19 protein-coding genes, 1 tRNA gene and 1 pseudogene are annotated in these 19,217 nt (G+C 39.4%); 13 read left to right on the top strand and 8 right to left on the bottom strand.

The features are described 5' to 3' along the window. A pseudogene (locus BGC07_RS21735) lies at window positions 1-211 on the top strand (universal stress protein); the annotation flags it as partial. 1 nt (window position 212) lies between these two features. After that, window positions 213-347: a universal stress protein gene (locus tag BGC07_RS21730; protein ID WP_235602919.1), complete on the top strand. Its 135-nt coding sequence runs from the start codon at window positions 213-215 to the stop codon at window positions 345-347. Window positions 348-440: 93 nt separating this feature from the next. On the opposite strand, the gene BGC07_RS21165 is transcribed toward BGC07_RS21730, so the two are convergent. Further along, window positions 441-1,124 (bottom strand): agmatine deiminase family protein, encoded by a 684-nt coding sequence (locus BGC07_RS21165; protein ID WP_235602918.1) that lies wholly within the window; start codon window positions 1,122-1,124, stop codon window positions 441-443. Beyond that, complete coding sequence (locus BGC07_RS21160) at window positions 1,042-1,470, bottom strand: hypothetical protein (RefSeq protein WP_201258114.1); 429 nt, start codon at window positions 1,468-1,470, stop codon at window positions 1,042-1,044. Before BGC07_RS21160 ends, BGC07_RS21165 begins: the two co-directional genes overlap by 83 nt. Window positions 1,471-1,756: 286 nt before the next feature. Here BGC07_RS21160 and BGC07_RS23045 point away from each other — a divergent pair, with 286 nt between their 5' ends. The 9 genes from BGC07_RS23045 (at window position 1,757) to BGC07_RS04170 (ending at window position 10,700) form a co-directional block, all read left to right on the top strand. Beyond that, window positions 1,757-2,191 carry an arginase family protein gene (locus BGC07_RS23045; RefSeq protein ID WP_268801609.1) on the top strand — a complete coding sequence of 145 codons (435 nt, stop codon included), beginning with the start codon at window positions 1,757-1,759 and terminating at the stop codon, window positions 2,189-2,191. Between the two features lie 2 nt (window positions 2,192-2,193). Beyond that, window positions 2,194-2,718 (top strand): arginase family protein, encoded by a 525-nt coding sequence (locus BGC07_RS23040; protein WP_268801608.1) that lies wholly within the window; start codon window positions 2,194-2,196, stop codon window positions 2,716-2,718. Continuing rightward, window positions 2,715-3,767 (top strand): imidazolonepropionase, encoded by a 1,053-nt coding sequence (hutI, locus tag BGC07_RS21015; RefSeq protein WP_201258113.1) that lies wholly within the window; start codon window positions 2,715-2,717, stop codon window positions 3,765-3,767. Before BGC07_RS23040 ends, hutI begins: the two co-directional genes overlap by 4 nt. A gap of 19 nt (window positions 3,768-3,786) precedes the next feature. Then, entirely contained in the window at window positions 3,787-3,933 is a 147-nt protein-coding gene (locus tag BGC07_RS23035; RefSeq protein ID WP_268801607.1) for a hypothetical protein, read from the top strand. Window positions 3,934-4,016: 83 nt separating this feature from the next. Continuing rightward, window positions 4,017-5,705, top strand: coding sequence for a urocanate hydratase (gene hutU / locus BGC07_RS04190; protein ID WP_069312081.1), 1,689 nt, complete (start codon window positions 4,017-4,019; stop codon window positions 5,703-5,705). 18 nt (window positions 5,706-5,723) lie between these two features. Then, the gene (gene hutH, locus BGC07_RS04185) at window positions 5,724-7,262 is read left to right on the top strand and encodes a histidine ammonia-lyase (RefSeq protein WP_069312080.1); all 1,539 of its coding nucleotides are present in this window, start codon (window positions 5,724-5,726) and stop codon (window positions 7,260-7,262) included. Window positions 7,263-7,281: 19 nt separating this feature from the next. Beyond that, window positions 7,282-8,919, top strand: a complete 1,638-nt coding sequence (locus BGC07_RS04180; protein WP_069312079.1) for a tetratricopeptide repeat protein — start codon at window positions 7,282-7,284, stop codon at window positions 8,917-8,919. A gap of 61 nt (window positions 8,920-8,980) precedes the next feature. Continuing rightward, window positions 8,981-9,739, top strand: a complete 759-nt coding sequence (locus tag BGC07_RS04175) for a hypothetical protein (protein ID WP_235602917.1) — start codon at window positions 8,981-8,983, stop codon at window positions 9,737-9,739. A gap of 442 nt (window positions 9,740-10,181) precedes the next feature. Continuing rightward, entirely contained in the window at window positions 10,182-10,700 is a 519-nt protein-coding gene (locus BGC07_RS04170) for a hypothetical protein (protein WP_069312077.1), read from the top strand. Between the two features lie 29 nt (window positions 10,701-10,729). Here the strand turns inward: BGC07_RS04170 and BGC07_RS04165 are convergent, their stop codons facing one another. Next, complete coding sequence (locus BGC07_RS04165) at window positions 10,730-11,470, bottom strand: hypothetical protein (protein ID WP_069312076.1); 741 nt, start codon at window positions 11,468-11,470, stop codon at window positions 10,730-10,732. Window positions 11,471-11,538: 68 nt separating this feature from the next. Then, window positions 11,539-12,390 (bottom strand): ArnT family glycosyltransferase, encoded by an 852-nt coding sequence (locus BGC07_RS04160; RefSeq protein ID WP_069312075.1) that lies wholly within the window; start codon window positions 12,388-12,390, stop codon window positions 11,539-11,541. Window positions 12,391-13,033: 643 nt separating this feature from the next. Here BGC07_RS04160 and BGC07_RS04155 point away from each other — a divergent pair. Together BGC07_RS04155 and BGC07_RS04150 are read left to right on the top strand one after the other, a co-directional pair. Beyond that, window positions 13,034-13,110, top strand: a tRNA-Ile gene (locus tag BGC07_RS04155). 15 nt (window positions 13,111-13,125) lie between these two features. Continuing rightward, the gene (locus tag BGC07_RS04150; protein WP_069312074.1) at window positions 13,126-13,497 is read left to right on the top strand and encodes a hypothetical protein; all 372 of its coding nucleotides are present in this window, start codon (window positions 13,126-13,128) and stop codon (window positions 13,495-13,497) included. A 150-nt stretch (window positions 13,498-13,647) separates the two neighbouring features. Here BGC07_RS04150 and BGC07_RS04145 read toward each other — a convergent pair whose 3' ends face one another. The 4 genes from BGC07_RS04145 to BGC07_RS04130 all read right to left on the bottom strand — a co-directional run bounded on the left by BGC07_RS04145 (window position 13,648) and on the right by BGC07_RS04130 (window position 18,357). Beyond that, the gene (locus tag BGC07_RS04145) at window positions 13,648-14,154 is read right to left on the bottom strand and encodes an O-acetyl-ADP-ribose deacetylase (protein ID WP_069312073.1); all 507 of its coding nucleotides are present in this window, start codon (window positions 14,152-14,154) and stop codon (window positions 13,648-13,650) included. A gap of 84 nt (window positions 14,155-14,238) precedes the next feature. Then, entirely contained in the window at window positions 14,239-15,423 is a 1,185-nt protein-coding gene (locus tag BGC07_RS04140) for an MFS transporter (protein WP_069312072.1), read from the bottom strand. 279 nt (window positions 15,424-15,702) lie between these two features. Continuing rightward, entirely contained in the window at window positions 15,703-15,975 is a 273-nt protein-coding gene (locus BGC07_RS04135) for a metal/formaldehyde-sensitive transcriptional repressor (protein WP_069312071.1), read from the bottom strand. Between the two features lie 102 nt (window positions 15,976-16,077). Then, window positions 16,078-18,357 carry a methyl-accepting chemotaxis protein gene (locus tag BGC07_RS04130; RefSeq protein WP_069312070.1) on the bottom strand — a complete coding sequence of 760 codons (2,280 nt, stop codon included), beginning with the start codon at window positions 18,355-18,357 and terminating at the stop codon, window positions 16,078-16,080. Window positions 18,358-19,217: the final 860 nt, after the last annotated feature.

Raw genomic sequence — 19,217 nt, 5'->3', positions numbered from 1 at the left:
GTTTTCAGCTGTTTTTGGTGCTAAATTAAGTGTTGTCAATTTTGTTGAGCCCGTGACTATGGCATACCCCGGTGTGGTTGTTGTCGATGGTTTGGAAACCTCACGCCAAAGCGTTGCCAAAGAGGAACTTGCCGAATTTTGCAAGCCTCTGGATGTTCCTGAATCTATGCAACACGTGATTGTTGATACCCCCAAAAAATGGTTTGCTTGATTTGGTTGAATCGCTTGGCGTAGACTTAGTGATTGTTGGCCGGCATAACAAGATGGACTTTAGTTGGTTGCTAGGATCAACAACAAATGCCATTATTCATGCAGCGCAATGTGATGTGCTTGTTTTACATGAATAGTTCTGGATTATTCTGCAACTTTCTTTCACTTTTATTAACACGGGCGTCGTGAAAAAACAAGAATAATCACCTTACATAAAAGACAATTAAAAGTTAGTGGTTGGCAGCATACTTTAATAGTTTTCGTGCGTTATCTCCTCGTATTTGCAGAGACATGCAACGCACCCCGCCACCCATATTACAGACTTGAGATGATAACACTGGAATAACTTTTCGTGATGTCACTGCTCGAATTTGCTTTAATGCAAGTTTATCCTGTGGTATACCAAATTGAGGGAAATAGATACGTTTTTTTGTGACTAACATGTTGGTATATAAGCCGCACGCCGAGCCAAAGCGGTTATCGTAAATTTGACGACCATCATAAGGGGTTGTTATTTCATGGATCTTAACACCGGGTAACTGTTGTCTTAAATCTTCCTTTAATTGTTTAGAATATTTCAGATCTTCGGGGTAAGAGTTAATCACCAGCGTATTTTTACCAACAAAGCTAACAACACCATCAGCATGTTCAAGTCCACCTTGTTCATCTGCTTCTATAAAAGCGATATGTTTTACTCCGGTTAGAGTGCGTAATTTTTCACGTGCTTGCTTTTCAGAAAGGTGATTATCCGCAAGAAATTTAGTGCTGATTACAACATTCCCTGCATAATCATCGACGAAGTTACCCCCGTCATTTAAAAGGCTTGAGTCTTTAAAATTGAGTCCTACTTTTTTTCGCCAACTGATAAAAAATACTCTGCACTTCATCAGATTGAGTTTGACCTTCTTTGCCACCTCCTTGTCCAGCAGCAGTATATCGAAACATGACTGGACTTTCAGGATTTGCAAGGGTGAAATCGCGCATCCATATATCCCACATTGGAGAGATTATTACCCGTTTGTTTCCAAGCGCGTCAGCATATTCGTTGTAGAGTTTTTTTGTGCTCAAAATAAGAACATTATCACCATTTTTTATAATTTGTCTTGCATAGTTTATTTGAAAATCTATAATTTTATCTTGCACCTTTTCATAATAAGAGTCGATTTTGGGTGGTGAAGCTAATACAATTAATTCTGCTGCAGAAGTTCCTGTCATAAATATTCCGATTAATCCAGTTAAAAAACTTAAAATCGTTTTCATTTTATATCACTCCAGTTTGACTACAACATTCAAATGGATTGTCGTTATCTCTAGCCTGCCACGCTCTAATAAAGTTTACACTCTATGTAGGTCGTTTTTAGCTTTTCTTTGATCTGATTTTGAGTGATTTTTTTCATCGGCAAATATAATGTGATTCAATGAGGGTTAATTTATTGGTTTAATCTTGTTAATTTGCACTGCAAAATAGCTTTTTCCAAAAACTCCTGGTCATTGTGCGCCATAGAGTAGTATAGTGTCTTGCAAAGGGAGAGGTAAGGAGATTGTGGTGCAGTTGATTGATCAAGCGCCGAGTGTGTGGCAAGGGCGTGATGATGGGAGAGGAGCCAAGCGCTTTTTTCAAGCGGTACAGGTTTTAGAGTATCAGCAGTTAAGCCAACAGTATGATATCGCTTTAACGGGTTTTTGTTCAGATGAAGGGGTGAAGCGTAATTTAGGTCGCCCAGGGGCGTTTGATGGCCCTAAAGTACTTAGGCAAGCATTGGCGAGTTTCTCTGTACATAATGAATTTAATATTGCTGATCTTGGTGATATTCAATGTCAGGATGATAATCTTGAATTAGCACAGGCCAAACTTGCAGCATTGAGCGAACAATTAGCGCTAAAAAATATCTTGTCGATTGCCTTGGGTGGGGGACATGAAATTGCTTGGGGGCATGGTCAAGGCTTATTTAAAGCAGCATTTGAGCAAGGAAAAAAATAGGAGTGATTAACCTCGATGCGCATTTAGATTTAAGGCCCTTAGTGAATGGGGTACAAGGCTCATCAGGAACACCTTTTAAGCAGCTTGCTGATTTTTGTAAGGATAATAATCAGGAATTTTATTATTGCTGCATCGGTGTGCAGCCTTATGCGAATACAAGCTTACTTTTTGAAACAGCTCGTTCTTTAAATGTAAACATGATTCAGGCATGTGATGTCAAAAATAATTACTCACAAGCGAAAGAAAAAATAGCCCAGTTTTGCCAGCCGCTAGATGTTGTTTATTTAACTTTGTGTATGGATGTGTTTGCTCAAAATATTGCACCAGCTGTGAGTGCACCACAGGCTCTGGGCTTATATTCTGAGCAGGTACAAACATTACTACAAGATATTATTAATATGGTCGATTTGATTGGTTTTGATATTGCAGAGCTTGCACCTTGTTATGATCAAGGCTGTCAAACGGCACGTCTTGCAGCTTATTTACTCAATGATGTTATACACCTTTGGCAGGAGAAAAAACAATGAAATGGCAACAAGTTTGGAAAAATGTCAATTTGGTTACCATGACCGGTGCTGACTTTGGGGTAATTAATGATGGTGCAATTGCCGTTAAAGATGGCACGATCGTGTGGTTAGGCCAAGAAGAAGAGTTAAATGAAGATTATATTGGCATAGACACTCAAGTTTATAATGGTCAGGGGATGTATTTAACGCCAGGCTTAATTGATTGTCACACGCATATGGTTTATGCAGGTGATCGTGCCAATGAATTTGCTGAGCGCTTGGCCGGAAAAAGCTATCAAGAAATTGCTGAAAATGGTGGTGGAATTTGGTCCACTGTGCAAGCGACACGGGAAGCGGATGAAGATACACTCTTTGATTTTGCCGAAGGTCGTTTAGAGCACTGGATTGCTCAAGGGGTGACCAGCTGTGAGATTAAGTCGGGTTATGGCCTGTCTTTAAAAGAAGAAGAGAAGATTTTAAACGTCATTGCTTCTTTAAAAAGCAAAATGCCTATTGATATTCAAGCAACTTTTTTAGGAGCGCACTGTTTACCTAAAGATTTTAACGGCACACATGAAGCGTATATAAACACGGTTTGTCAGATGCTAGAACAGTTTCACCAGCAAGGTCTCGTTGATGCAGTAGATGGCTTTTGTGAAAATATTGCCTTTAGTAAGGAAGATATTCGGTTATTATTTGATAAAGCTAAAGCGTTAAATTTACCTGTAAAATTGCACACGGAGCAGCTTTCAGATCAAGGTGGCAGTCAAGTTGCTGCGCGTTTTAGTGCACTATCGGTTGATCACTTAGAGTATTTAAATTTAAATGCACTTGAGGAGATTAAAAAAGCAGGTAGTGTTGCTGTGTTATTACCGGGTGCTTATTATTATTTGCAAGAAAAGCAAGCCCCTAATGTTGCGGCATTACGTGAGGCCGGTATTGAAATGGCAGTAGCCACTGATTTTAATCCAGGAAGTTCACCAGTAACGTCTTTGCCTTTAGCGATGAATTTTGCCTGCAATTTTTTTAGGTTTAACAGTATTAGAAGCATTTCAGGGTGTCACGGTTAATGCGGCAAAAGCGCTGGGTATGGCCGATCGAATAGGTCAGTTAAAAGTTGGCATGCAAGCGGATTTTGCGCTTTGGGATATTGAACAAATTGTTGATTTGGTCTATTACACAGGGATTAATTTCTGCCAGCAAACAGTTAAAAAAGGTTATGTGATTTACCCTTAATTTTTAAATTATAGTTAAGTTTTATTGAAATAATTTAACTAAAATAGATCGTAGTTTATTTATTATTTTAGAAAGTGGAGAATATGGTGAGTATTAACAATCGAATTGATAAAGCACGTACAATAAAAGCGAGTACCGGAGAGAAAAAACAGGCTAAATCTTGGCAGACCGAAGCGGCACTGCGTATGCTCTGCAATAATTTAGATCCAGAAGTGGCGGAGAAACCAGAAGAATTAGTTGTTTATGGCGGCATTGGCCGTGCGGCACGGAATTGGTCTTGTTTTGATAAAATTACTGAAACATTAAAGCGTTTAGAAAATGATGAAACTTTACTCGTTCAATCAGGGAAGCCTGTCGGCGTATTTAAAACTCATGAATACTCTCCACGGGTGATCATTGCTAATTCTAATTTAGTTCCTGCTTGGTCGAGCTGGGAAAAGTTTAATGAATTAGACCAAAAAGGCCTGATGATGTATGGGCAAATGACTGCAGGCTCTTGGATTTATATTGGTAGTCAGGGCATTGTTCAGGGAACTTATGAGACCTTTGTCAGTGCGGCGAAAAAACACTATCAAGGTGAGATGGCTGGGCGTTGGATTTTAACGGCAGGTTTAGGAGGCATGGGCGGTGCGCAAACCTTAGCGGCAACGATGGCAGGGGCGAGCATATTGGCAGTAGAGTGCGACCCAACACGTATAGAAAAACGTATTCAATCGGGCTATTTAGATATTAAAACAGAAAGTTTAGATGAGGCTTTAACCTTAATTGAAAAATCTTGCAAAGAGAAAAAAGCCCTATCTGTGGGCTTATTAGGCAATGCAGCTGAGGTTTTGCCAGAATTGATAAAGCGCGGTATTAAGCCTGATTTTGTGACAGACCAAACCAGTGCACATGACCCTTTAAATGGCTATTTGCCGATGGGGTGGAGTTTGGAGCAGGCGGAAAAAATGCGCTTAGAAAACCCTGAGCAAGTGGTGAAAGCGGCAAAAGAATCAATGGCAATTCATGTCAAAGCGATGCTGGAGTTTCATAAATTAGGGATTCCGACCTTTGATTATGGCAATAATTTACGGCAGATGGCCTTAGAGGCTGGTGTGAAAAATGCGTTTGACTTCCCTGGTTTTGTTCCTGCTTATATTCGTCCATTATTCTGCGAAGGCGTTGGGCCGTTTCGTTGGGCCGCATTGTCTGGAAATCCTGAAGATATTTATAAAACTGATCAGAAAGTTAAAGAATTATTACCCGATAATAAGCATCTTCATCAATGGTTGGATATGGCACGTGAAAAAATTCAATTCCAGGGCTTGCCTTCACGCATTTGTTGGGTGGGCTTAAAAGATCGTGCGCGTTTAGGCTTGGCTTTTAATGAGATGGTAAAAAACGGTGAATTATCAGCACCGATTGTTATCGGTCGTGATCATCTAGATTCAGGTTCAGTAGCGAGCCCAAATCGTGAGACTGAAAGTATGCAAGATGGTTCGGATGCGGTGTCGGATTGGCCATTATTGAATGCTTTGCTCAATACGGCCAGTGGTGCGACTTGGGTGAGTTTGCATCATGGTGGCGGCGTTGGTATGGGCTTTTCACAACATGCCGGTATGGTGATTGTTGCTGATGGTAGTGATCGTGCGCATGAAAGTTTATCGAGGGTGCTTTGGAATGACCCGGCAACTGGGGTGATGCGCCATGCTGATGCAGGTTATCAGCAAGCCATAGATTGTGCTCATGAAAATAATCTTGATTTGCCCATGATAAATGGTAAAAACAATTAAAATAGGGAAGATAGGTTAATGCAGTTAATTAATATTGATCACTCTCCTTTGAGTTTGGTGACACTTAAACATATTATCGATGGACCGGTAACATTAAAAGTGACTGAGGCGGTTTGGCAGGATGTGCGCAAAAGCCGCGAGGTGGTGATGAATGTCATCGCTGAAGATAAAACCGTTTATGGCATTAATACCGGTTTTGGTATTCTTGCCAAACGCTCGATTAGTCATGATCAGCTCGAAGAGTTACAGAAGAACATTATTCTCTCACATGCTGCAGGGGTTGGAGAATACCTTGATGATGATACAGTACGGTTAATTTTAGTCTTAAAGCTAAAAGCCTTGTTGCGTGGTCACTCGGGCATTAGTGAAACGGTTGCCAATGCTTTAATTGCACTTGTTGATCACGAAGTTTATCCATGCATTCGTGCGCAGGGCTCTGTAGGGGCGTCGGGGGATCTTGCCCCTTTATCTTATATTGGAGCTGTATTACTCGGTGAAGGTGAGGTGCGAGTCAATGGTGAAATCATGCCAGCTCGCGAGGGCTTGAATCGGGCTGGTTTAAAGCCTGTTACTTTAGGTGCTAAAGAAGGCCTCGCCTTAAATAATGGCACACAAGTGTCTACAGCGATTTGTTTAAAGAATTATTTTGTTCTAGAGGACTTATTGCTAGCAAGTATGGCCTGTGGGGCGATGGCGATTGATGCTTCAGGGGGAACCGATACGCCGTTTGATGATCGTATCCATCAAGCGCGAGGGCAGCAAGGGCAGATTGATGTTGCAGCACATTATCGCTCTTTATTGCAAGGCAGTGCCTTGTTGGAAAGTCATCGCAATCAACGGGGGCGGGTGCAAGACCCTTATTCATTGCGTTGTCAGCCGCAAGTGTTAGGCGCTTGTTTAGATCAATTGCGTCATGCTGCGAATATTTTAGCAGCCGAAGCGAATTCGGTGACGGATAACCCTTTAATTTTTGCTGATGAGAATGAAATATTATCTGGCGGTAATTTCCACGCTGAGCCGGTTGCCTTTGCCGCAGATAATCTGGCTTTAGTCGCAGCTGAGATAGGTTCGTTATCAGAGCGCCGTTTGGCCTTATTAGTCGATGAGCATTTTAGCGGTTTGCCAGCCTTTTTGGTCCCGGGTAATGGAGTGCACTCGGGTTTTATGATTGCTCAAGTGACCGCCGCCGCACTAGTCAGTGAAAATAAGCAGCTTTCTCATCCGGCCAGCGTGGATAGCATTCCAACCTCGGCCAATCAGGAGGATCATGTCAGTATGGCGACACACGGGGCGCGTCGTCTTGGCAAAATGGCGGATAATTTGCAAAAAACGTTAGCCATTGAACTATTAGCCGTGTGTCAGGGTATTGATTTGCGCGCACCTTTACAAAGCTCAAAACCGTTGATGCAGGTATTAACTTGCTTGCGTGAGACGGTGAGCTTTTATGAAGTGGATCGTTTTTTTGATCCAGATATTGAAAAGGCGGCACAGTTGTTGCAGAAATTTGCCTGGAGAGAGTTAAGTCAAGAGAAGTTGTTGCCTAGTCAGCGTGAGTAGATGATCGATAGGGGGAGTGATGAGTATAGAGCTATTACAGAAGGAAGCTGTTTTATTACTCTATGATGATAAGGCGAATCGCTCTCCCCAGCTTGCAGCATTAAAGTATTTAGGGATCACTAACGTTGATGCGATTTATGTGGGCGATCATTCTTGGCAAGCCCGTTTAAAGCCTAATTATGCTGTGGTAATTTACGATTTAAGCCATCGTAGTGAAGAGATTCATCCTGCTGTTTTTGATAGTTTGTATCGAGCGAAAATCATTCGTTTATCACGACTTTTTATTTTAATTTCAGAATTAACTAAATTTCCCAAGATACAGCATTTGCTCGCTAAAAGTCCGCCAGATATTTTATTAACTCGCCCATATAACTTAGAAATGTATGTGAGTGCGCTGCGCCAGCATTACCCAGCGAAAGTACGCTTTAAAAGCTTTTATGAAAGCTTTGAAGAAGGTCATTATCAAAATGTTGTTAATGCTTGTGAGAAGCGCATTCAAAATGGCGGTGATCGGGATACTTTGCTGGAGTGTTTTCGCCTGCAAGCATTGAGTTATGTTTCATCTCAGCAATATGATGCAGCTAAGAAACTTTGTGAAATGCTCCCTAAACAGCAAGACCAGTTTCGTTGGTTGAACCTTATTCATGGTCGAGCTTGTTTAGAAGCGGGTGAATTAGGCCAGGCGAAACGTGATTTTTATAAAGTATTAAAACAAGAGAAAAATGATATTGATGCTTTAGATGGCTTGTGTGAAGTGTTGGTGCAGACTAAGCAGTTACCGCAGGCACAGAAAGTATTGGGTCACCGAGCGACTTTAACTCCTTTTGATGACGATAAACAGCAACAGTTTATCGATTTAAGTTTGACTTGTGGGGATTTTGTTGCTGCAGAGCAAGCGGTTTATAAAATGATGGAGAGCCATCGTGAGAAATATGGCTCAACAAATCCACAGAGCTGGTTACAACTACTGGTATTACTGCGTGAGCAAGTTAAAGCGGACCAAGATATTTTTAAAGCCTATGATCGTGCGCTTGAGGTGATGAGTTATGTTGATAAGCATGAGAAGCAAAGTGCGGATATAAAGATTAATCAGTGTTTGGTTGGCGCTGAAATTGCGACATGTGTGAGTGATGTTGAAAATATCGAACGATTTAGCCTAAATGCTAAAGCAGGCTACGATAGCCATTTATTTTTGCTGGAAGATCGACAGGAAATTGAGATTGGTTTAGGCTTTTATCGCAATGATTTCTTGAAAAAAGAAGGTGAGGAAATTTTAAGGTCACTACTGTGGCGCTGTGCAAACAATGAGGCTTTACTCGTCCAAGTGCACAGTGCATTTAGTGGGCAGGCATATCGTTGTGAAGAAGTGAATAAGTGTGGTGTCGAGTATTTTTATAATGAAAAATATGCAGATGCAACACGTTTACTCGATCTGGCAACACGCATGCGGCCAGATAATGCCGGCGTTAATTTAAATGCGGCACAAGCGATGCTACTCTTGCTCGATGAAAAAAACCATGTTAATCCAGGGCTGTTAGTGAATAAAATTGCAAATTATTTAGAAGCCATTGATTTAAACCTGGATCAAGCAACGGATAAACAAATTAAACGTTATCATAAATTGCTAGATCAGTATAACCAGTTTTCTATCGCTTAAACTTAGAATCTGGCCTTTTATTTGCATCTTTGATCTTTAATAGAGAGAAATATGGAAGATTATGATGAGGCACAATCATAATATTTTCGGCTATTTATTGGCATTTTTTGCAGTTATTTTTTTAGTCGCATGTACAAATACACCTTTGAAGGTTGCCAATGATAATTTTCGTCTTGCCGGTGCTTCAAAAGCACATATTGATAGCTATGGTCGGGTGATGAAGCACATTAGTAAGCGTTATGAAGTTGATGGTTACTTTAAAACGACAGTTGCGGTCAGGCAGATTGCCCAAGAAATGGTGGATGAAGAGTTTATTAAAAAATTCAAAGCGGCATTACGTTTTGAACGTTTAAATCCTGCTGATGGTGATCGACTACAACGTGCGATAGAGCGAGACCCACGGATTAGTTATACGGCAACTGTATTTGTCCCCAAATATCCCAATGATCTTGAAAAACGCTTAGCGCAGGCGTTTAATGAAGATCCAGTCTTGCGACATAAAATGAAAAATCCAGATTTTCGTTTTATTTCCTCATTTGTTGTTGTCAGTGCGCATGGTCAGTCTAAGTATCGCGATTTTGATATGAAACCGCAATTCTTCTTCGGTGGTGCTCAAAAAGAAAAACTATATAAACTATCGAATGATGCGCCTAAGTCCTTATTAGACGGCTCTGTCTTCGCCTATCAATATAAGGTTATTTGCTGGCGCCATGGTTTTATTTACGACACGGTGCTTGATGAGGTTGGTAAAAAGCATCCCGCTTGCTCTCCGGGCTCAGCAGCGATGTATCCTGGTCGCTCAGAACAGTGGAGATCATAAGAAAATAAAATAATAAAATTAATTTTATTTTTATATTAACTCTTGTTTTATTGACAGATTGTTTAATTATATACAATATTTTTACTCCGTTAGCAGTATAGTAGCACTACTAAGAGTGGCCAAGAGAGTTTTTGTTATAAAGCATACTTGGGAGTAAACTTGTTGGTTAACCTCTATAATTGTAAGGTGCTGCCTTTTCCACTTCAAGAAAGCGTTCGCTTTTATAAACAATAGCAGTGCATAGGTTATTGAATACGAATGCTTAATGTTGCGGTTTTTATTAGGCATTTTACCGATTTTTCAGTAGCTTGTGTAAACTTTGTATGGGTGAGAAAAGTGATGTTTTATTTGGCTATATAGAAAATAGTTCTCTTTTTACGGTTGCCTTGTTACTTGAAATATGAAATGATCTGATTTTTGTGGATTTAAATAGGATAGGGTGATGCTAAAAAAGATAGGGCTAGGAATCGGCTTGCTATCAGCAACATTGGTGACTTTTGCCGATAATCCAAATACCTTAACAGAGACTGTAACGACAAGGTTTTTCTTAAATCAGGCTTCTACCCAAAGGCATCCTACAGCTTTTCATTGCACAGTTAAATTAATTTCACAAAGAAAGCCGCCTTGTGGGAGTGACGGTAATTGCCAGAAAGTGCAAGTGGTGATGATGAATCATGGTCAGAATATTTTAGGTTTCGCAGGTAATAAGCAAGATGGGCTCCAGTCTTTAGGGCATGGTAGACTCGCATTAACAGGGACAAACCTTAATAGCTATTATTTTAAAGCTTACCATGATTCAAGCGCTGGCTATAAAGAACAGCCTGGTTATGTGGATGTTATTGTTGCTTGGCCTAATGCTCGTGTGTATTGCGCAACAGGTGTGGGTTATAAGCAGCCTTTAGAGTTGAGAGGATCGCAAACTTATGTAAATAGAGAAAAAATCCCGGGGCATTACGGTTAAAGTCTGTGGCTTATAGGTATTATTCTATTTTAATTAACAGCGCATAGCTGATACCAGGACTTATTCTTTTCACACTTTATTTTAAGCTGGTTTTCAAGCTCGGCCTTGTTATCTTGACCGACGATAACCCAGAGTTTTTTTCGTTTTTTATCGGCAGCTAGGTGATTTAGCTGCTGCAAGCTAATCAAATTTTTTCCTCGAACAGGATCAATGTGGGCTCCATAGTCGAGCTCATTGCGCCAATCAGCAATCAGAATAGTTCGTTGTAAATAAAAGGGCAAAGCTTGCGAGTAATTTTTATACATAATAACGGTCGCATTTGGAGTTTTCTGAAGCTTTTTGTTTAGCTCTTGGGCGATAGGGTAAATATTATCTGTTGTATAGAGTTTGGGCAATAATACAGATATTGATAATAGAAAAGCAGTTGTTACTGTAACGAGTGAGAAGTAATAGCGCCGTACACTGCTGCGGCTGAATAGTACCAGGATAATTGCATTAAAACAGCAAATTCCCGCAAGAATAAAACAGCTAAGATAATAAGTCTTAGATGGATTTTCAATAAGCCACTCAGGGTGATAAGTGAGTAATAAAAATCCAGCTTCAAGACATAAAAATCCAGTGCTAATAATATAAGCTTCAAGTTTTACTTTATTTTTCCAAGAATATTTAAACCAGCGAGCGATGAGCACGGCCAAAGGAGGCAAAATAGGGAGTGTATAGGTGACAAGTTTGGAGTCTGAAAAGCCATAGAAAGTAACAATTGAAATCACCCAAATCCAGAGAAAGCTTTCTATGGGTTGATTGTGCCTGTTTTTATAGATGGCTTTAAACCAATTAATCAGTGGACGTACAGCAAGAATACCCAGGGAAAAGTCGAGGCGATGACTGTAATAAGGTAAAAAGTAATTGGCATGCTGCGCCCAGCAATATGAGTCGAGTAGCGTAAAATTTGTTGATCAATAATATAATAACTAATAAAGTTGTGGTATTTTTGATAGATCAACACGTGCCAAGGAACGATCAGCACAGCAACAAATATTAGTCCTCGAAATAATGCGAACTTTTTTATTAAACCCCAGCGCCAATGCAAAATGATCCAGAGTCCGATAATCATACAGGGAAAGACAAAGCCAACAAGGCCTTTAGTCATAATGGCCATCGCAATAAAGAAATAACCACTGGTGAGCGCATAACGACGATAAGGCCAAAGATGATTATCGCTATGTTTAATGACAAGCAGAAAGCTAAAGAGGCTACAGCTGAGCCACACGGCTAATGGCATATCTAAAGTGAGGTAATGACCCAAGCAATAATACACTAAGCTGGTGCTGAGAATGCCTGCAGTTAAGAGTCCTGTACGGCGATCATAGATGGTTCGGGTAAAGCGATACGTGCTAATGATTCCAAAAATTGCAATCAGAACAACAGGTAAGCGCGCAGAAGCTGTTGTTATCCCTAATAAATATTGACTGAAACTGACCAGCCAATACATGAGAGGAGGTTTCTCAAAGTAGGGGATGTTATCAAGGTAAGGAATAATATATTGGTGACTGGCCAGCATCTCTCGGCCAATTTCGGCGTAACGGCCTTCATCGGGCGAGAAAAGTGGGTGACCTGCATAAAAAAGTATATAGAATATAATAATGAGCACAGCAATAAATAAGTCGCTGACTCTTTGATATTTTTGCATGTGTTGTTCTGTTTTTTTGAGGTTACTCTAATTGTTGAGTTGCATAAGGTGGAATATATTAGCATAAAAAAGATTAAGGATTTATTAAATTTATATGTGCCGTAATCAAATCACCGTTTGTTAAAATTTCCAAGCTAATATCATGGTGAAACTTATGATATTTTTAGACACGCTCAAGGCTATTAATGGCAAGAGTGAATTTAACTTGTTGTAAATAATAGATGTTTTGATTCAGAGATCAATTTTACTACTGTCAATGATAAATTTTTCGTAATAATTATGGTTTCTTATTGATGATAAGCGCTATTATAAGTTAAGCAGAAGCTTGTCGGAGTGGATGCAGGGTCAATACAGTCTGCCATTCTTGGTGGCAGACTTGTGATTGAAGGCTGGCAGTGTTAAGTCTTAGCATCTTTTTCATTGTCAGCCTTATTTTTTTCAGTTTGCTAGACCTTTCTGGCTATAACTTAAGGAAGACTGGTGGATTGTAATTTTTAAATAAATTTATATTAAATAAAATTTAATTAATTATTTTTATTGGTTTTTTTTGGTTGAATATTTGCCTGGGGTTGGTGTATAATGGTTGAGTTATAGTGATATATAGCTATATAAATGATTAATAAATTTTTAGTGACTAATTGACGGGCCTATAGCTCAGCTGGTTAGAGCAGTGGACTCATAATCCATTGGTCGCAGGTTCGAGTCCTGCTGGGCCCACCAAATTTTGGAGGGTGAATGACAGTAAATAAACTATATAAACAGCTCATCACAGATTTGAAAAAATACGCTTGTACTAAAAAGAAAAAGCGAATTCGCCTACATATTAGAAGATGTAATAAATTGACAGGCCGACATTTATCTGCCAAATATCTTGCTAGAAAGTTTGAAGATTTGCGCACAGGCTTAAACCCCAACTCTATTAATCAAATAATTCAACCTTGTTGTAAAGAACATCAGCAATTATTATCAAATTTGCTCATTGAACTTAAAAAACAACAAAGTTATTTAAGCAAATACAAACATAAAACAATTCAAGGGATTTTATCTGCAAATATGGATCGTGTCAGTTCAGCGTTGAACATGCCGATGCAGTCTGAGTCTCTGTGATGGCTGAGAAATAGGTTTTATGCTGGTTTAATTGTGATGATTATCATTAAAGTGTCAATAGAAGCTTATCTATTGGCACTTTAAGTGTTGCATTTAAGTTAGCTAAATTTAATAATGCTCTAATAGTTTATTATTTTAAAATAAATATAATTATAAATTTGATAGAATTTTATCGTAAATATTTTTGGTTTCTTTATCAAAGGCTACAAGGTTGATGACTTTAATTGATTGGCAGAGGTAAGATGTAATAGCATTTATTGCTATTTGACCGGCTGATTCTAGTGGGAAGCCATAAATGCCACAGCTGATTGCTGGGAAAGCGATGCTTGTTAATTTGTGCTGCTCAGCAAGTTTTAAACTATTGCAATAGCAAGAGTGGAGCGATTCTTTTTCATGATATTTTCCCCCTTGCCAAATTGGCCCAACGGTATGGATGATAAAGCGCGCAGCAAGTTTATAGCCGGGTGTTAAGCGGGCTTGGCCTGTGGGACAACCTCCGAGTGTCTTGCACTTTTCCAAAAGCTGGGGACCTGCAGCACGATGAATTGCACCATCGACCCCGCCGCCACCGAGTAGAGACTCATTGGCAGCATTCACAATGGCATCAACAGATAGCTGAGTAATGTCTGTGTGTAATACAGTAATTTGGTGGTTCATGATATTATTTAGTTAATTAAAATTATTTGAGTAAATAAAGCATACCATAGAGTACTGAATATCGCTTATTAAATGGTGAATAAATTAATCTTCAGCGAGTTTAGGTGATTTTATCTTTAGTGCGAATAGATAAAGTATAGCTGACGCCAAGAATAACAGGACAAATAGACTTTGCATATTCATCTGATTACCGATCCAGCCGGTGACAAAGTAAGCGATCAGCCAGCATGTATGTGACAAAGAGAAATAGGCGGCGAAATAGTTGCTTTGTTTTTCTTTACTGATATTTTCTGTAATGGTGAGTCCGACAAGTGTTTCAATTAAGCTTGCCCCCATGCCGAGAATAAACCAAATAATAAAAATGCTAGCCAGCCCTGGGGCGAGTATACCAATAGTGAAGCCGATAATGCAAAACCCTGCGCCGGCTTTCATGATGCTATAGGAAGAAAAATATGTGGAGAGCCTTGGAATAATAATCGTAGTGATTAAAGCGGCGATCCCAAATATGGCGAGGGTTAAAGCCATGATACTTTCATTGAGATGATAAATACCCTGGATGTAAACAACCGTATTGATAATGACGAGGGCTCCTGCAAGTGATGCAATAAAGACCAGTAATAATCCTTGTAATAATGGTTTAACGGTTAAGTAATCATAGAGACAGCCAAAGCCACGCGATTTTGTGTGAACGGTTGCTTTAAAAGGAGTACAGTAGACGAGAGTAGAAGAAATCAAAAAGGTTAGTGCATTAAGGATAAAAAGCACTTTGAAAGGAGCGATAAATAATAATAGCGCAGCGAGTAAAGGGCTTAATAAGGATTCTAAATTATAAGCCGTTCTTGACAGTGAGAGTGCTTGGGTATATTCATCTTTATTGTTAAACAACTTTGGAATTAAAGCTTGGAAGGTTGGAGTAAATCCTGCAGAACATAGATTAATAAGGACAATCAATAAATAAATCTGCCAAACGTACTGAACAAAAAACATGCTGCTAAGCAATAATACACGAATTAGATCCATAGTGATCATAAAGGGCTTATTAGGGACTTTCGCTGAGATGTAACTCATTAAAGGGGCACCAAAGATATAAGCGACCATTTTTAGTGTTAAGGCAATACCAAGGACCCTGCCAGCATGAGATCCTGATAGGTGATAAGCAAGTTGAGCCAGGGCAATGCTGGAAAGGCCAGTACCGAAGGTAGCAAGTACTTGAGCAGTAAAGAGTTTTTTAAAAGCAGGGTTGGTTAATACATTGGCCAATAGCTTCATAGTAAATACTTTTAAACATTTTTTGTTAAGTTGTTGTAGTGACAAGAGTTAATATGTATACCCTATGGGGGTATGTTATGGTCTGAATAAACTGTCGTCAAGCTTTATTTTATTTGTTTGTGAGTACTGCTGATGAGAAAAATACGTTATATTTTGTAAAGTAACAGCCTTTAAGGGGATAGCATTGTAGGCACCTCTAGAGTATTATCCAATTGATGATGGAGGCCGAGGTGCAAAAAGGCGATAGTATTCATCGAAAAATTTATTGAGTTTGGCTTGTTATTTTAAATATTTCTTAACGATATAAACTAAGTCGGCAGCCGCTTCAAGTTGCTCGCCGGAAGCGTGCTCGGGATTTATGACATGTTCGTTGATGTGGCCTTCAAGAATTTCAGCCATAAGCCCATTGATTGCGCCACGACATGCCGTGATGGTATTGAGTATTTTTGTGCAGTCGCCTTCGTTTTCAAGAAGGCGGATGACTCCATCGACTTGACCACGGATTCGTTTTGCCCGATTCAATAATTTTTTCTGTTGGTGTTTTGTGTGCATGTTAATGGCTCTAATACCCTATCGGGGTATGTTAGAGCAATCGTGTTGTAAAGGCAATAGCTATCTTTTTCTGTATTCACATTCTCTTTTTATTCAATCTTTTTACTCAAAATCGTCATCACTGTCATCACCCTGGTAACGATGATCATCATAACGACTGCTAGGGCGTGGTTGTCGTTTATGCCGATACTGCTCTTTGCGTGATGAGTATTGCTGATCGAAGTTATGTCTTGGGCTATTATTTTGACTTTGGTCCTGCTCATAGTCGCCATCATCATAATTACGTGTTGTTTGTTGTGGCCTTTGATGATGACTCAAACGATTACGTAGTCGGCGTTGGCTTTCTTTTGGGCGCTGTTGCTGCCAATCTGCGTCTTCATCATAAGAAGGGGGTGTGGCAGGTCGCTGCCTTGTTTCTGGTCGATCAAGTGGGTTTCCTGCTTTATGACTTATTCTTCGTTGTTGTTGCCAATCCACCTCTTCATCATAAGGAGGTGGCGCAGTAGGTCGCCTTGGTTCTGGTCTTTCGAGTGGATTTTGTTGTTTATGTCTCTTTCTAAGAAGAGGACGCTTTTCACCTTGATTATGGTCATTATATTCATCATTGTGAGGCTCATCATAGAAGGCTTGTTGATCATCAAAGCTCTCTTGCTGGGGAGGTTGTCGTCGATAAGGTTTCTTTAATGATGAGGGTGCTTTTAACTGGCGAGAACGTTTAGGTGGTTTATCACGTGTTTCTGGCTCTTTACTTTGACTTTCATAAGGCGTAGTGAGGTAGTCATCTTGATTTTCGAGATAATTGCTTTGATTTTGTGAAGAGCGTCTACGCGTTGTTAATCTGCGGTGTTGATCAGACTCGCTTAATTGGCGCTCTCTGTTATCTACATCTTTATAGTATTCTGATTGGTGTTGCTTTTTAGGTTGGTTAAACCACTCCGAATGATAAGTGCTGTGCTCGTTTGGATCAGGCTTTTGTTGGGCTTGCCGAACTTTAGTTTTTCCTGGTTTTTCCAAAGGGCGATGATATGTTGGTTGTGGTTTTATATTCTCATCATGATGTGAATATTGGTTAGTGTTTTTGTGAGATCTTAATCGACTGGCTTTTGTTCTCTTTTGTGGTTGGTCATCATTGTAATGATCTTCAATTGGCTGGTTAGAAAAATATTGCTTTTGATGTCTTTTCTCGTTGTCTTGATGAGATTGCTTTTTGTTGTCGTAGCGTGGTTGAGATTGGCTTTTTTTACGTGCTGATGAAGATGGTGAGCGTCGATTTCGGCTCGTTTCTGTAGGCTGTTGGCTGATATTCTGATTTTTAACCACGGTAATTAAGTGATCGAGAGCGTTAATTAATTCGATACTGTGCTCTTCCATGCTTTTAAGAAGATGGTGCGCGTGTTGTATATTACCATCGGTAATTTCAGCGAGCGCTTGGTCAGCAGCTTGGTAAAATTGACTGAGTGTATAATCGATACTGTGAAAAGCATCAAGCTGACCGATTGGATTGCGTCGGTTATAGTGGCACCATTGCCCGAGCCTGGAGCGAGATTTATCGGGCAAAGACAATGAATCATAATCGATGATACCCATGAGTAATTGGTACAGTGAAAACTTATGGACTAGAATATCGACTTTAAAGGATTCAATATCACTGAAGGTTGAGCCCTTGAATGAAGTTTGCTCAACGGATTGGATTTTATCAAGAAGATGATTCATTTGTTGTGATGTGTTTTGACTCATTTCATTAAAATTCAAGCAGCTATTGCTAATATCTTCCATTACATCAGAAGACTCATTGGTCTCGGACTGAATAAGGCTGACTAAGCTTTCTATTTCGCTGGTTGCGTCATTGGTGCGCTTGGCAAGATTTCTGACTTCGTCGGCAACAACAGCGAAGCCGCGACCCATCTCCCCTGCGCGTGCTGCCTCGATCGCTGCATTTAAAGCAAGCAAATTGGTCTGATCGGAAATGTTTTTGATTAACTCGACGATGCCGCTGATTTCTTCAGCCCGTAAACTTAAGGTCTCAACACTTTGAAAAGCTTGTGATGTTGCTTCTTTCATATTGACAAGGCGGTCAGAGATATCACGAATTGAGCGTTGTGTTTTCTGGGAGGAGTTTACAGCTTGCTGTGCTGATTTATTCTCCTCAAGGGCCACTCTTGAGAAACGCGATAATGATCCTTGTATTGAAGATAGTGTGTTGCCGAACAGCTCCATGGTATCAGTAAAGACTACAACATGCTCTGGAGGGTGGTCTGAACCACTCCTTTGACTTGCTGAGGCTTTTAACGATTCGATCTCTCTCTCAAGGCTTTCTTTTTCTTGAATAAGTTGATCGATTTGCTCTTGTGCCTGCTCATACTTTTGCTGAGGAACCAACATCACCCGGCCTTTGAGTTCTTTTGCTCACCATAGACTCAAGTATAGGGGATTTTGTTTAAAATCGAATGGGAGCAGCGGCTAAGGAAAATTGCTTATTTATAGTGTGTTAACGATGGCGATACCGTTGTAAAGCTTACCTGCTGATCGGATAGATTGGCTAAATATTTGATTTAAAAAGTATAAAATTAATTTTGGGCTAAGGTGATAATGAGAGCGTTTATAATTTCTGATGATGCAGAGTTAAGTTGCATTGATCAGAAGTAAAACAAGGAGCAAGGTTAAAGGGTTATTTTGTTGTATGGTGGAACGCAAGTGACTGAACAATTTAAATATCAGTTTGCAATTTTTCAATCAACGGAAAGTTGCCAGATCCAGGCTGTGGCTATAGAATTTAGTCACTATGCTAAAAGGGTTACATAAATTTTTAGCTTTATTCTAAACAAGATTTTTATCCTGACGAGAGTTTGTAATTATTTTGTGTGGGAAAGTTAACCTGGACTATTGTCTTTAAAGTGTTTGCTGAAACATCGATAATTATAAATTGATTTCGATTTTTTAATAAATTTTTTTGATGGTACGTTTAAATTATCTCTATTAAAAAACAGTGAGATATAACTATATTGTCAATATTGTTTTAATTGAGACGTCTTATGTTTGGCAAAAAGCATTATTGAACAATTTTAAATATTCTGTCTTTCATTAATATAAAATTTACATTGTTTTTCTTGATTGACCACTTTTTATAAAGTGGTAATCTTTGTGCTAATAGTTTTTAGATTTTAAAGGTGTTACGCGATATTGCTTTTAGTAGGTCGATATTTTTATTAAAAATTGTGTTTAGATTAATTGTTTTTATCAAT

Origin of the sequence: Piscirickettsia litoralis (assembly GCF_001720395.1) — a bacterium.
GTDB lineage: Bacteria > Pseudomonadota > Gammaproteobacteria > Piscirickettsiales > Piscirickettsiaceae > Piscirickettsia > Piscirickettsia litoralis.
The sequence above is the reverse complement of the archived record's forward strand: the minus strand, read 5'-3'. Positions and strand labels throughout refer to the sequence as shown.

What these genes read in the sequence shown, in the direction of transcription:
- BGC07_RS21160 (WP_201258114.1), bottom strand. Translation starts at nt 1,470, where the DNA reads ATGAAAACGATTTTAAGTTTTTTAACTGGATTAATCGGAATATTTATG.
- hutI (WP_201258113.1), top strand. Translation starts at nt 2,715, where the DNA reads ATGAAATGGCAACAAGTTTGGAAAAATGTCAATTTGGTTACCATGACC.
- BGC07_RS23035 (WP_268801607.1), top strand. Translation starts at nt 3,787, where the DNA reads ATGGCCGATCGAATAGGTCAGTTAAAAGTTGGCATGCAAGCGGATTTT.
- hutU (WP_069312081.1), top strand. Translation starts at nt 4,017, where the DNA reads ATGGTGAGTATTAACAATCGAATTGATAAAGCACGTACAATAAAAGCG.
- hutH (WP_069312080.1), top strand. Translation starts at nt 5,724, where the DNA reads ATGCAGTTAATTAATATTGATCACTCTCCTTTGAGTTTGGTGACACTT.
- BGC07_RS04180 (WP_069312079.1), top strand. Translation starts at nt 7,282, where the DNA reads ATGAGTATAGAGCTATTACAGAAGGAAGCTGTTTTATTACTCTATGAT.
- BGC07_RS04175 (WP_235602917.1), top strand. Translation starts at nt 8,981, where the DNA reads ATGATGAGGCACAATCATAATATTTTCGGCTATTTATTGGCATTTTTT.
- BGC07_RS04170 (WP_069312077.1), top strand. Translation starts at nt 10,182, where the DNA reads ATGCTAAAAAAGATAGGGCTAGGAATCGGCTTGCTATCAGCAACATTG.
- BGC07_RS04160 (WP_069312075.1), bottom strand. Translation starts at nt 12,390, where the DNA reads ATGCAAAAATATCAAAGAGTCAGCGACTTATTTATTGCTGTGCTCATT.
- BGC07_RS04150 (WP_069312074.1), top strand. Translation starts at nt 13,126, where the DNA reads ATGACAGTAAATAAACTATATAAACAGCTCATCACAGATTTGAAAAAA.
- BGC07_RS04145 (WP_069312073.1), bottom strand. Translation starts at nt 14,154, where the DNA reads ATGAACCACCAAATTACTGTATTACACACAGACATTACTCAGCTATCT.
- BGC07_RS04140 (WP_069312072.1), bottom strand. Translation starts at nt 15,423, where the DNA reads ATGAAGCTATTGGCCAATGTATTAACCAACCCTGCTTTTAAAAAACTC.
- BGC07_RS04135 (WP_069312071.1), bottom strand. Translation starts at nt 15,975, where the DNA reads ATGCACACAAAACACCAACAGAAAAAATTATTGAATCGGGCAAAACGA.
- BGC07_RS04130 (WP_069312070.1), bottom strand. Translation starts at nt 18,357, where the DNA reads ATGTTGGTTCCTCAGCAAAAGTATGAGCAGGCACAAGAGCAAATCGAT.